The 12,767-nt window shown below is 69.0% G+C and carries 13 protein-coding genes; 9 read left to right on the forward strand and 4 right to left on the reverse strand.

Annotated elements, in window-relative coordinates; all coding sequences use genetic code 11:
* Positions 1-51 precede the first annotated feature (51 nt).
* Positions 52-1,578: a threonine ammonia-lyase, biosynthetic gene (gene ilvA / locus ACO2TI_RS06665; protein WP_423282932.1), complete on the reverse strand. Its 1,527-nt coding sequence runs from the start codon at positions 1,576-1,578 to the stop codon at positions 52-54.
* 367 nt (positions 1,579-1,945) lie between these two features.
* Here ilvA and ACO2TI_RS06670 point away from each other — a divergent pair, with 367 nt between their 5' ends.
* Positions 1,946-2,371 carry an OsmC family protein gene (locus tag ACO2TI_RS06670; RefSeq protein ID WP_423282933.1) on the forward strand — a complete coding sequence of 142 codons (426 nt, stop codon included), beginning with the start codon at positions 1,946-1,948 and terminating at the stop codon, positions 2,369-2,371.
* Positions 2,372-2,385: 14 nt separating this feature from the next.
* On the opposite strand, the gene coq7 is transcribed toward ACO2TI_RS06670, so the two are convergent.
* Positions 2,386-3,030, reverse strand: a complete 645-nt coding sequence (gene coq7 / locus ACO2TI_RS06675; protein ID WP_423282934.1) for a 2-polyprenyl-3-methyl-6-methoxy-1,4-benzoquinone monooxygenase — start codon at positions 3,028-3,030, stop codon at positions 2,386-2,388.
* A gap of 309 nt (positions 3,031-3,339) precedes the next feature.
* Between coq7 and ACO2TI_RS06680 the strand changes: the two genes are divergently transcribed.
* The 8 genes from ACO2TI_RS06680 (at position 3,340) to ACO2TI_RS06715 (ending at position 11,297) form a co-directional block, all read left to right on the forward strand.
* A complete protein-coding gene (locus ACO2TI_RS06680; RefSeq protein WP_423282936.1) occupies positions 3,340-4,398 on the forward strand; it encodes a porin in 1,059 nt (352 codons plus the stop codon).
* 95 nt (positions 4,399-4,493) lie between these two features.
* The gene (locus tag ACO2TI_RS06685) at positions 4,494-5,243 is read left to right on the forward strand and encodes a DUF3047 domain-containing protein (RefSeq protein WP_423282938.1); all 750 of its coding nucleotides are present in this window, start codon (positions 4,494-4,496) and stop codon (positions 5,241-5,243) included.
* A gap of 154 nt (positions 5,244-5,397) precedes the next feature.
* Positions 5,398-6,930, forward strand: coding sequence for an ABC transporter substrate-binding protein (locus ACO2TI_RS06690; RefSeq protein ID WP_423283330.1), 1,533 nt, complete (start codon positions 5,398-5,400; stop codon positions 6,928-6,930).
* A gap of 5 nt (positions 6,931-6,935) precedes the next feature.
* Positions 6,936-7,919: an ABC transporter permease gene (locus ACO2TI_RS06695; RefSeq protein WP_423282939.1), complete on the forward strand. Its 984-nt coding sequence runs from the start codon at positions 6,936-6,938 to the stop codon at positions 7,917-7,919.
* Between the two features lie 7 nt (positions 7,920-7,926).
* Complete coding sequence (locus ACO2TI_RS06700; protein ID WP_423282940.1) at positions 7,927-8,868, forward strand: ABC transporter permease; 942 nt, start codon at positions 7,927-7,929, stop codon at positions 8,866-8,868.
* A gap of 37 nt (positions 8,869-8,905) precedes the next feature.
* Positions 8,906-9,295 (forward strand): hypothetical protein, encoded by a 390-nt coding sequence (locus ACO2TI_RS06705; RefSeq protein WP_423282941.1) that lies wholly within the window; start codon positions 8,906-8,908, stop codon positions 9,293-9,295.
* A 5-nt stretch (positions 9,296-9,300) separates the two neighbouring features.
* Entirely contained in the window at positions 9,301-10,305 is a 1,005-nt protein-coding gene (locus ACO2TI_RS06710; RefSeq protein ID WP_423282942.1) for an ABC transporter ATP-binding protein, read from the forward strand.
* The gene (locus ACO2TI_RS06715; protein WP_423282943.1) at positions 10,302-11,297 is read left to right on the forward strand and encodes an ABC transporter ATP-binding protein; all 996 of its coding nucleotides are present in this window, start codon (positions 10,302-10,304) and stop codon (positions 11,295-11,297) included. Before ACO2TI_RS06710 ends, ACO2TI_RS06715 begins: the two co-directional genes overlap by 4 nt.
* Before the next feature lie 7 nt (positions 11,298-11,304).
* Here ACO2TI_RS06715 and lysA read toward each other — a convergent pair whose 3' ends face one another.
* Positions 11,305-12,579, reverse strand: coding sequence for a diaminopimelate decarboxylase (lysA, locus tag ACO2TI_RS06720; RefSeq protein WP_423283332.1), 1,275 nt, complete (start codon positions 12,577-12,579; stop codon positions 11,305-11,307).
* Positions 12,580-12,581: 2 nt separating this feature from the next.
* A complete protein-coding gene (gene lptM / locus ACO2TI_RS06725) occupies positions 12,582-12,767 on the reverse strand; it encodes an LPS translocon maturation chaperone LptM (protein ID WP_423282945.1) in 186 nt (61 codons plus the stop codon).

Genomic DNA, 12,767 nt, shown 5'->3' on the forward strand with positions numbered 1-12,767 from the left:
GCGGACGTCAGGATGGGGTCGCGCGATTGTGGAGCAGGCGGGCGCAAGCCGTCAGCGCAGGAACAGCCGATACACCGGGTTGAGCGATTCCTCGACATAGGGATAGTCGAGCGAACTGAGGAATTCCTGCAGCTCTGAGGCCTCGTTCGGCGGCACTTGCAGCCCGACCAGGATGTCGCTGTAGTCGGCGCCCTGGTTGCGGTAATGGAACAGGCTGATGTTCCAGTCGGGATGCATGCGCGAGAGGAAACGCATCAGCGCTCCGGGCCGCTCGGGGAAGGAGAAGCGGTACAGGCGCTCGTCGCGCGCGAGCTCGCTGCGCCCGCCGACCATGTAGCGCACATGGCTCTTGGCGAGCTCATCGTGCGTGAGGTCCACGGTCGCGAAGCCGTGCTGCACGAAGCGCTGCGCGATCTCGGCCGACTCGCCGCGCGTGCGCGAGCTCAGGCCGACGAACACATGGGCGATCTTCTCGTCGCTGATGCGGTAGTTGAACTCGGTGACGTTGCGCGGGCCGATGAGCTCGCAGAATCGCTTGAACGAGCCGCGCTCCTCGGGGATGGTCACCGCGAACAGCGCCTCGCGTTCCTCGCCGACCTCGGCGCGCTCGGCGACGAAGCGCAGGCGGTCGAAGTTCATGTTCGCGCCGCAGGTGATCGCCACGAAGGTCTGGCCCTGGCAGCCGGTGCGCGCGACGTACTGCTTGATCGCCGCGACGCCCATCGCGCCGGCCGGCTCGAGGATCGAGCGCGTGTCCTGGAACACATCCTTGATGCCGGCGCAGACCGCGTCGGTATCGACCACCTCGAAGTCGTCGACCAGCTCGCGCGCGAGCCGGAAAGTCTCTTCGCCGACCGTCTTGACCGCGGTGCCGTCGGAGAACAGGCCCACGTCGTGCAGCGTGACGCGTTTGCCCGCCTTGACCGATTGCAGCATCGCGTCCGAGTCCGCGGTCTGCACGCCGATCACCTTGATCTCGGGCCGCACGGCCTTGATGTAGCTCGCCACGCCGGCGATCAGCCCGCCGCCGCCGATGGCAACGAACACCGCATCGATCGGGCCTTGCAGCTGGCGCAGGATCTCCATCGCGATCGTGCCTTGGCCGGCGATGACGTCGGGATCGTCGAACGGATGCACGAAGGTCGCGCCGGTCGTGCGTTCGAGTTCGAGCGCGTGGCCGTAGGCGTCGGAGAAGCTGTCGCCGTGCAGGACGACCGTGCCGCCGAGCGTGCGCACCGCATCGATCTTGACCTGCGGCGTCGTCACCGGCATCACGATGGTGGCTTGGCAGCCGAGCCGGCGCGCCGACAGCGCGACGCCTTGAGCGTGATTGCCGGCCGAAGCGCAGATCACGCCGCGCCCGAGCTGCTCGGGCGACAGCCGCACCATCTTGTTGTAGGCGCCGCGCAGCTTGAAGCTGAACACCGGCTGCTGATCCTCGCGCTTGAGCCAGACGCGGTTGCCCAGGCGGGCGGACAGCTGCGTGGCTTCCTCGAGCGGCGATTCAATCGCGACGTCGTACACCCGAGCGGTCAGGATGCGCTGGAGGTAGTCGGTCGCGGGGCCGCGGCGGCTCATGGGGATCTCCTTGGTGGCCGGTAAGCAGCCAAGGATCATAAGTGAGTGCGCGATCCGCCACGCTGCGGCGCAGCAGTCGCGCGCGGCGCACTGGCGATGGGCAAGAAAAAGGCCCGGAGCCTTGCGGCTCCGGGCCGAATCCACCAATGGAGGAGGTGGAGGAGACAACCGGGGATGCCGCGACGGACAGACCTTTCCGCGGCATCGATGAAGGCAATTCTAGGCGCACGGGATGGTGCGCCGCAATATGAATCGCACGGTCGTTCGGGGCCATCTCCGGGCAACCGCAAGGGCAGCGCGATGAATTGCACAATCGCCGATCCACAATGGGCCCGCGCGGCGCGGGCCGCCTCTGTAGGAAGCCTCGATGGAATGCACCGTGCGCTGGCAGCCTGATGCCGGCATGGCCTTCAGTGCCGAAACCGGCAGCGGACACCTGCTCTCGATGGACGGCGCCCCCGACGGCGGCGGGCGCAACCTCGCTCCGCGGCCGATGGAGACCGTGCTGGCCGGCACGGGTGCCTGCACCGCCTATGACGTGGTGCTGATCCTCAAGCGCGGCCGCCATGACGTGCGCGGCTGCGAAGTCAAGCTGATGGCCGAGCGAGCGTCGAGCGACCCGAAGGTGTTCACGAAGATCAACTTCCACTTCGTCATCACCGGCCGTGGCCTGCAGCAGGCGGCGGTCGAGCGGGCCGTCTCGCTTTCGCACGAGAAGTACTGTTCGGCCACGGCCATGCTGGCGAAGACGGCCGAGATCACGACCAGCCTGGAATTGCGCGAAGCCGGCTGAGCGCCCTTGTGAACTCAGACGTGGTGGGCCGTGGTCGTCATGACCTTGGCTGCGCCGCGCATCAGCCAGCGCACCGGCAGTGGCAGCGGCACGGCACCTGCGCGTTCGGCGTCCATCGCGTGGCGCGCCTCGTCGTCACGCATCTGCTCGACGATGGCGCGTGACGCGGCATCGTCGGCGGGCAGCCGCGACAGGTGGCTGTGGAGATGCTGCTCGACCTGGCGCTCGGTCTCGACGACGAAACCGAGGCTGACCTGGTCTCCGACCCGTCCGGCGGCCAGGCCGATGCCAAAGGCGCCGGCATACCACAGGGGATTGAGCCAGCTCGTGCGCGCGCCGAGTTCGCGCAGGCGCTGCTCGGTCCAGGCGAGGTGGTCGGTCTCGTCGCGCGCGGCGGCCTCGAAGTGCGCCTTGAGCGCGGGATCGCGCGTGGACAGCGCCTGCGCCTGGTAAAGCGCCTGGGCGCAGACCTCGCCCACGTGGTTGACGCGCATCAGCGCCGCGCTGAGGCGCCGCTGCTCGGCATCGGCCGGGATGGCCTCGTCGCCGGTCCCCGCGGGTCGGGGCATCGGTCGCACGGCCGTGTGGGACGAAAACAACGTGCGCAGCGCTTGATCGGCGGCTGACAGGACCTGGTCAGGATGCGGCAGCGGGTTCATGCGCCGCATCGTAGCGCCGTCGGCGGACGCCGCCGCCGCGCGCGCGGCGGATTCCGCAGCCTCGCCTGCAGGCTCGTCATGCACCTCGATTTCATAGGGGCGTTTGTGAATCGTCGATGACCGTCAACACCATCCCGGACCCAGTTGCGGCGGGGCAACAAATTCGGCCCCATGGGGCGATTGGTTTCTGGTCTTGCCGGCGGAGGTCTGATGCAATCCGGGCAACTTCCGATAAGGAGGTCGCGCCACCTTGGCCCGGTCCGGGCCGTTCGCGGTGGTCGCTCCGGTTCAACCCAGGAGATAGTTGGAATGAAAAAGACTCTGATCGCTCTCGCCGTGCTGGCTGCCGCCGGTGCCGCGTCGGCCCAGTCGTCGGTCACGCTGTACGGCCGTATCGACGCGAACGTGACGTACCAGGATCCGGGCAGCTCGGCCTCGGTGGCTGGCGGCGCCCCTGGTGACGCGGTCATCAAGATGAACGACGGCGGCGACAACGGCGTCGGCGGTTCGCGCTGGGGCCTGCGTGGCACCGAAGACCTCGGCGGCGGCCTCAAGGCCTATTTCGTGCTCGAGTCGGGCTTCCGTACCGACACGGGCGCGGGCAGCACGCCGTTCTTCAACCGCCAGGCCTACGTGGCTCTGGGCTCGAAGGACTTCGGCGACATTCGTCTGGGCCGCCAGCAGACCCTGACCCGCGAACTGAACCTCGGCTTCACCGATGTGTCCGGCGAGTCGGAACTGTCGGTTGTCGAAACGCTGCTGAGCGCCACGTCGCCGGCCCCGTCGGCGATCCTGTTCCAGAACCTCGGCACCCGCGTTGACAACGCGGTCCAGTACCTCTCGCCGGTCTGGGGCGGCTTCCAGGTCCGCGCGATCGTTGCCGCGGGCGAAGGCACGCCGGCAACCAACCAGCGCCTGCAGGGCGTGAGCGCCACGTTCGCCAGCGGCCCGCTGAAGGTCGGCGCCGTGTTCGAGCAGTACGACGGCTGGAACGATGTGGTGACCGTTGGCGGTAACTACAACTTCGGCGTCGCGACCGTCTTTGCCGGCTACCAGCAGACGAAGGACGTCGGCACGCAGACTGCCCAGTGGACCCTTGGCGGCGACTCGGTCGACCAGAAGGCCTACAACCTCGGCGTGCTGATCCCGTTCGGCGCGTTCGAACTGCGTGGCCAGTACACCAGCTCGACGATCGAGACGGCCCTCGGCGACGCGGACTTCCAGAAGTACGGCGTTTCGCTGCGCTACTCGCTGTCCAAGCGCACCCAGCTGTACGCCGCGGCGACGCAGCGCAAGGGTGACGACAACGCCGACGAATTCTTCTCGCGCAAGAGCGAGTACGTCTTCGGCATCGGCCACAACTTCTGATCGATCCCTCGATCCGATCGAAAGGGCGCCCTCGGGCGCCCTTTTTCATGAAGGCAGCGAATCGAAGCGCGATCATGAGATGGAGACGGACCGCCGTGGGGATCAGGGCTGCGGCAGCGGTATGCGTTGCGGGCGCGCTGGGCGCCTGCGCCTCGTGGCCGCCGAGCGCGCAGGCGCCGGTGTCGGCGCCGACTTCGGTCGCCTCGATCGGGCGGCAATGCATTCCTCATTGGCAGCCGCAGCGCCTGCCCGGCAAGCGCGCGACGCAGTACGAACTCACGTCCGACGGCGGCGCCGAGCGCCTGCGCGCGCGTGCCGACCGCTCGGCGAGCCTCTTGCGCCACACGCTGCGCGTCGAGCCGACGGCGCTGGGCACGGTGAGCTTCGCGTGGCGGGTTCCCGCGCTGATCGCCGGCGCCGATGTGCGCGATCGTGATGTCGAGGATGCACCCGTGCGCCTGCTGCTCTCGTTTGAGGGCGATGAATCGCGGTTGTCGGCGCGCAACCGCATGGTGTTCGACCTCGTGCAGGCCGTGGCCGGCGAGCGACCTCCGTACGCGACGCTGATGTACGTCTGGGATTCGCAGGCACCGGAGGGCAGCGTGGTGATCAGCGAGCGCACCGACCGCGTGCGCAAGATCGTGCTGGAGTCGGGCCCGCGCCGGCTGGACGAGTGGCGCAGCTACGAGCGCGACATCGCCGCCGATTTCGAGCGCGCGTTCGGCGAGAGGCCCGGTGCCCTGACCGGCGTGGCGTTGATGACCGATGCCGACAATACCGGCGGCCAGGCGATCGCCTGGTATGGCGCCGTCTGCCTCGGGTCGCCGCCGTTGGCCGCGCGCTGAACATTGGTCCGCGAAAAGCGGGCTTTCCCGGCTGCCCGCTGGCTCAAGGCTTGCTCATGATGCGCGCCTTGACCCTGACCGCACCATCCCACAAGGAGTCCGCGTGACGTCGATTCTTCGCCACGGCGCATCCGCCGTTCTTGCCGCCGGCCTGATCGCATGGGGCGCCGGCGTCCACGCCGCCACATTGCGCTGGACCAGTGCCAGCGACCTGCCCACCTGGGACGTTCATTCGCAGAACAACGCGCTGGGCAACGGCATCCACGCCACCGTCTACGAGGCGCTTTACACCTACAACGACAAGTTCGAGCTCGAGCCCGTGCTGGCCACCAGCTCGAAGCAGATGACGCCGACGCAGCTGCGCGTGTCCTTGCGCAAGGGCGTGAAGTTCCACGACGGTGCGCCACTCACTGCCGACGACGTGGTCTTCTCGCTGATGCGCGCGATGGAGAAGACCTCCAACTACGGCGTCTATACGCAGGGCATCGACAAGGTCGTGAAGGTCGACGACTCGACCGTCGACATCCTCACCAAGGGCCCGAACCCCGTGCTGCTGCGCCAGCTGACCGAGCTGCGCATCATGAACAAGGCCTGGGCCGAGAAGAACAAGTCGACTTCGCCCAAGGACATCAAGACGCCCGAAGAGAACTACGCGCACCGCCACGCCAACGGCACCGGCCCGTTCATCCTCAAGAGCTGGGAGCCCGACGTGAAGCTGGTGCTCACGAAGAACCCGAACTGGTGGGGCCAGGCCAAGGGCAACCTCGACGAGATCGTCTACACGCCGATCAAGTCGGAGGCCACGCGCGTCGCGGCGCTGCTGTCGGGCGAGGTCGACATGGTGCTCGACCCGTCGCCCAACGATCTCGCGCGCCTGCGCGCGAACCCGCAGCTCAAGGTGCTCGACGGCGTCGAGAACCGCACCATCTTCCTCGGCCTGGACGTCTATCGCGACGAGCTGCCCGGCTCCAACGTCAAGGGCAAGAACCCGCTCAAGGACCTGCGCGTACGCCGCGCGCTGTACCAGGCGATCGACATCAACGCGATCCAGAAGAACATCATGCGCGGCCTCGCGCAGCCGGCCGGCACGCTGATCCCGCCCCAGGTCAACGGCTGGTCGGCCGAACTCGACAAGCGGCTGCCCTACGACGTGGAAGCCGCGAAGAAGCAGATGGCGGAAGCGGGGTATGCGAGCGGCTTCGAGGTCGACTTCGCCTGTCCGAACAACCGCTACATCAACGACGAGGAAATCTGCCAGGCGATCAGCGCGATGTGGGCGCGCATCGGCGTCAAGGCCAAGCTGCGCACGCTGCCGTTGGTGACCTACTTCCCGATGATCCAGCGCTACGAGGCCAGCATCTACATGCTCGGCTGGGGCGTGCCGACCTTCGACGCGCTGTACTCGCTGCAGTCGCTCGTTCGCACGGTCGGGGCGCAAGGCGACGGCAACTACAACGTCGGGCGCTACAGCAACCCGCAGGCCGACGCGCTGATCGAGCGCGCCAAGAAGGAGATCGACGCCGACACCCGCAAGCAGCTGCTGCAAAAGGCGCTGCAGATCGCCAAGGACGACGTGTCCGACATCCCGCTGCACCACCAGATCATTCCGTGGGCGATGAAGAAGAATGTGCAGATGACGCATCGCGCGGACAACCGCATCGAGATGCGCAACGTGCGCGTGGACTGAGCTGAATGCTGGCTTTCCTGCTGCGCCGCCTGGCGCAGGGCGCGATCGTGATGCTCACGGTCGCGTTCCTCGCTTTCATGCTGTTCCAGTACGTCGGCGACCCGGTGACGCATCTGCTGGGCCAGGACGCGACGCCCGAGCAGCGCGAGCAGCTGCGCGCCGACCTCGGGCTGGACCAGCCGTTCGCGCTGCAGTTCGTGCGCTTCGTCGGCAATGCGGTGCGTGGCGAGTTCGGGCTCAGCCTTCGCCAGGGGCGCCGGGTCTCGACGCTGATCGCCGAGCGCCTGCCGGCGACGCTGGAGCTCGCCGGCGTGGCCGCCTTGCTGGCCCTGGCCGTGGGCCTGCCGCTGGGCGTGATCGCGGCGCTCAAGCGCGGCACCGCGCTGGCGCAGGCGCTGATGGCCTTCTCGCTGCTGGGCGTGTCGCTGCCGACCTTCCTGATCGGCATCTTGCTGATCCTCGTGTTTTCGGTGGGCCTCGGCTGGCTGCCGAGCTTCGGCCGCGGCGACGTGGTGCAGCTCGGTCCCTGGTCGACCGGCCTGCTTACGCTCGACGGCTGGCGCCATCTGGTGCTGCCGGCGGTGACGCTGGCGATCTTCCAGCTGGCGCTGATCCAGCGTCTGGTGCGCGCCGAGATGCTCGAGGTGCTGCGCACCGACTACATCCGCTTCGCGCGAGCGCGCGGCCTCTCCCAGCGCGCGGTGCATTTCCGGCATGCGCTAAAGAACACGCTGGTGCCGGTGATCACCGTCACCGGTCTGCAGCTCGGCTCGCTGATCGCGTTTGCGATCATCACGGAGACGGTCTTCCAATGGCCCGGCATGGGGCTGCTGTTCATCCAGGCGGTGAGCTTTGCCGACGTGCCGGTGATGGCCGCCTACCTGTGCCTGATCGCACTGATCTTCGTGCTGATTAACCTCGTGGTGGACCTGCTGTATGCCGTGGTCGACCCGCGCCTGCGCGTCGAGCGCGCGGCGGCGGCGCATTAGCCTTCTCATGACCACTGCACTTGCCCGCCCTGCCGGCTGGCGTGCCCGGCTGCGGCACGCCTTGGACAGCGACCTCGCGCACAGCTTCTTGACCTCGCCGGTGGCGATCGCGGCGGCGCTGGTCGCGCTGCTGTGCATCGGCGGTGCGCTGTTCGCCGAGGTCGTGGCGCCGCACCGGCCGTTCGATCTCGCGACGCTCGACCTCGCCGATGCGCGCCTGCCGCCGGCATGGCTCGAAGGCGGAAGCGCGAAGTACCTGCTGGGCACCGACGACCAGGGCCGCGACATCCTCTCGGCGCTGTTCTACGGCGCGCGCATCTCGCTGCTGGTCGGTGTGGCGTCGGTGCTGCTGTCGATGATCGTCGGCGTGTCGCTGGGGCTTCTGGCCGGCTACGTCGGCGGCCGCCTCGATGCCTTCCTGATGCGCGTGTGCGACGTGATGCTGTCGTTCCCTTCGATCCTGGTCGCCTTGCTGATCGACGGCGTCGGGCGCGCCCTGTTTCCCGACGCGCACGCGACGCTGGCCTTCGCGGTACTGATCTTCGCGATCGCGCTGACCGGCTGGGTGCCCTATGCGCGCACGGTGCGCGGCTCGACGATGGTCGAGCGACAGAAGGAGTACGTGCAGGCCGCGCGCGTGATCGGCGTCGCGCCGCTGGCGATCATGCGCCGGCATGTGCTGCCCAACGTGATGGGCCCGGTGCTGGTGCTGGCCACCATCCAGGTGGCGTCGGCCATCATCACCGAGGCGACGCTGTCGTTCCTCGGTGTCGGCGTGCCGCCGACGTCTCCGTCGCTGGGCACGCTGATCCGCATCGGCAACGACTTCCTGTTCAGCGGCGAATGGTGGATCACCGTGTTTCCCGGCGCGATGCTGGTCGCCATCGCGCTGAGCGTGAACCTGCTCGGCGACTGGCTGCGCGATGCGCTGAACCCGCGGCTGCGCTAATCTGACGAATCTCCCGACTACCCTTTGTGGAGACCCCATGACACCGCTTCGTGCCCTGTGCCTCGCTACCGCGGGCCTGCTGCTGGCGGGCTGCGCGACCGGCTATCACTATTCCGAGCTTCGCGGTCAACGCTATTTCAAGGCGCCCATCGATACCTATCCCGTGATCATCTCCAAGGTCGACGGCAAGAGCACGCCGATCGGCGGGCCGGTGCTGGTCGATCCCGGCCAGCGCGCCGTCACGCTCCAGGGCCCCCCGGGCGGCGCCGGCAAGCGCAACGTCGACGAGGTCACGCTCAACATGGACGTCAAGCCCTGCACGCGCTACTACATCGTGGCAGTGAAGGACAACGCGCTGAACGTCGACTTCAAGCCCAAGGTCGACTACGAAGAGTCGATCGCCGGCTGCACGCCGCCGGCCAAGTGAGCAGCGTGGCTGCCGTTTCGCCGCTGCTGTCCGTCAGCGATCTGGTGGTCGAGTTCGCGTCGCGGCGCGGGCGCGTGCGCGCGCTCGATGGCGTGTCGTTCGAACTCGGCCGCGGCGAAATCTTGGGCGTGGTCGGCGAATCGGGCGCGGGCAAGTCGCTGACCGGGGCGGCCGTGATCGGCCTGATCGAGCCGCCGGGGCGCGTCGCGAGCGGCTCGATCGCGCTCGACGGCCAGCGCATCGACGGCCTGTCGGAACGTGCGCTGCGGCGCATCCGCGGCAAGCGCATCGGCGCGGTGTTCCAGGACCCGCTGACCTCGCTGAACCCGCTGTACACGGTGGGCGAGCAGCTGGTCGAGACGATCCGCACCCACTTGCCGCTCGACGCCGCGGCCGCGCGCGAACGCGCGATCGGCTTGCTGCGCGACACCGGCATCCCGGCGCCCGAGGCGCGCATCGACCAGTATCCGCACCAGTTCTCGGGCGGCATGCGCCAGCGCGTGGTGATCGCGCTCGCGCTGGCCGCCGAGCCCGAGCTGGTGATCGCCGACGAGCCGACCACCGCGCTGGACGTCTCGATCCAGGCGCAGATCATCGGCCTGCTCAAGCGCCTGGCGCGCGAGCGCGGCGTCGCGGTGCTGCTGATCACGCATGACATGGGCGTGATCGCCGAAACCTGCGACCGCGTCGCGGTGATGTATGCCGGGCGCGTGGTCGAGATCGGGCCGGTGCGCGAGGTGATCCACGCGCCGGCGCACCCGTACACGGCCGGGCTGATGGCGGCGATTCCGCGGCTCGACGCTGTCGGCCATGGCGAGCGTCTGGCGCAGATCGACGGCGCGATGCCGCGCCCGGGCGCGTGGCCGGCGGGCTGCAGCTTCCACCCGCGCTGCCCGCACGCCCAGCCGCGCTGCGCCGAGGGCGATCGGCCCGAGCTAAGGTCGGTCGGGGCGACCCGGGCCGCCTGCTGGCTGGCGCCGATCGTGCGCATCGAGGAGGCGGCGGCATGACGGCACTCGTGGAGGTCAGCGACCTCGCCAAGCGCTACGACGTCTCCGCGCCCTGGCTCGAGCGCCTGATCGAGCGGCGCGGCCGGGCGGTCGTGCAGGCGGTCGACGGTGTGAGCTTCGCGATCCCGCGCGGCACCACGCTGGCGCTGGTCGGCGAGTCCGGCTGCGGCAAGAGCACGGTGGCCAGGCTGCTCACCGGCCTGGTCGCGCCGTCGCGCGGCAGCGTGCGCTTCGATGGCGCCGATCTGTTGGCCCGCTACGCCTCGCCGCAGTCGCGCGCGGTGCGCCGGCGGCTGCAGATGATCTTCCAGGATCCGTATGCGAGCCTGAATCCGCGCTGGACCGTGCGCGAGATTGTCGGCGAGCCGCTGCGGGAACACGGCCTGGTGCCCGACGCCGCCGCCCGCGACGCGCGTGTCGTCGAACTGCTGGCGCAGGTGGGCCTTGGCGCGGCCGACGCCGACAAGTACCCGCACCAGTTCTCGGGCGGGCAGCGCCAGCGCATCTCGATCGCCAGGGCGCTGGCCACGGCGCCCGAGTTCTTGGTCTGCGACGAGCCGACCTCGGCGCTCGATGTCTCGGTACAGGCGCAGGTGTTGAACCTGATGCGCGATCTGCAGCGCGAGCGCGGGCTCACCTACCTGTTCATCTCGCACAACCTTGCGGTCGTGCGCCACGTGAGCGACGCGGTCGGCGTGATGTACCTCGGCCGCCTGGTCGAGCTGGCGCCCAAGTCACGCATCTTCTCGGCGCCGCGCCATCCCTACACGCGCATGCTGCTCGACGCGGTGCCCGACATGGCGATGAGCGGGCGCGCCCGCGTGCCGGTGCAAGGCGAGGTGCCGAATCCGCTCGCGCCGCCCACCGGCTGCGCCTTCCATCCGCGCTGTCCGCACGCCAACGCGCGCTGCCGCGCAGAGCGGCCGCTGCTGATGCCGGTGGACGATGGCGTGCAGGTGGCCTGCCATGCCGTCGAGGAAGGGCGGCTGTAGCGCTGCCTCAGCGCGCCGGCGGCAGGTGCTCGCCGGCAAACAGCGCGCGCGGATCCTCGCGGTCGCGGATCAACCAGGCCTGGTCGCCATCGACCAGCACCTCGGCCGCGCGGCCACGGCTGTTGTAGTTGCTCGCCATGCTCATGCCGTAGGCGCCGGCGCTCAGCACCGCGAGCAGGTCGCCTGCCTGCACGGCCAATGCGCGGTCGCGGCCCAGCCAGTCGCCCGATTCGCAGATCGGGCCGACGACGTCATAGGTCGAAGGCGCCGCGTCGCGCAGCGTGGCGGGCACGATGGCCATCGTCGCTTCGTACATGGCCGGGCGCATCAGGTCGTTCATCGCCGCATCGACGACGCAGAAGTTCTTGGCCTCGCCCGACTTGAGGTAGAGCACCTCGGTCAGCAGCACGCCGGCGTTGCCGACCAGCGAGCGCCCGGGCTCGAGCACGATCTCGCGATGGCCATGGCCGCGCGCGTCGATTCGCTCGAGCATGCGCGCGATCAGCGCGTCGGCCGCCGGCGGCGCCTCGTCGGTGTAGGTGATGCCCAGGCCGCCGCCGAGATCGAGGTGATGCAGGCGCAGGCCCTGCGACTCGATCGCCTCGACGAGATCGAGCACGCGGTCGATCGCGTCAAGGTAGGGGTCGGACTCGGTGATCTGCGAGCCGATGTGGCAATCGATGCCCACCACCTCCAGGCCCGGCAGCTCGGCGGCGCGCCGGTAGGCGTGCAGCGCGCGGTCGTGCGCGACGCCGAACTTGTTGCCCTTGAGGCCGGTCGAGATGTAGGGATGCGTCTTGGCGTCGACGTCCGGGTTGACGCGCAGGCTTACCGGCGCTCGCGTGCCGTGCGCACGGGCGACCTCGGCCAGCACCTCGAGCTCGGGCTCGCTCTCGACGTTGAAGCAGCGCACGCCGGCTTCGAGCGCGCGCGCCATCTCGGCGCGGGTCTTGCCGAGCCCGGAGAACACCACCTTGCGCGCGTCGCCGCCGGCGGCCAGCACGCGCTCGAGCTCGCCGCCCGAGACGATGTCGAAGCCGCAGCCGGCCTGCGCGAAGGTCTGCAGCACTGCAAGGTTGCTGTTGGCCTTCATCGCGTAGCAAATCAGGTGCTCGCGGCCGGCGAGCGCGCGTTGATAGGGCGCCAGCGCCGCCAGCATCGCGCGGCGCGAGTAGGCGTACAGCGGCGTGCCGAAGCGCGCTGCGAGCTCGCGCAGCGGCAGGTCGTCGAGGTGTAGTTGGCCGTCGCGATAGGCGACGTCCGGATGGCCGGGCAGCTTCATCGTCATTTCGTGGGCGTGCTCGCCGCCGGGCCGTCGGGTGCGCTCGCAGCAGGAGAGGCAGGCGAGGTCGTGGGCAGCCGCAGCGGGCCCTTCTGGCCGCAGCCGGCCAGCGCGCCCAGCGCGGCCAATGCCATCACCGTGCGCGCGGCGATGCGCGCCACGGGTATGCTTGAAGCGGTCGAGATCAT

The sequence above is a fragment of the Caldimonas sp. KR1-144 genome (assembly GCF_049446155.1).
Taxonomy (GTDB): Bacteria; Pseudomonadota; Gammaproteobacteria; order Burkholderiales; family Burkholderiaceae_C; genus Rivibacter.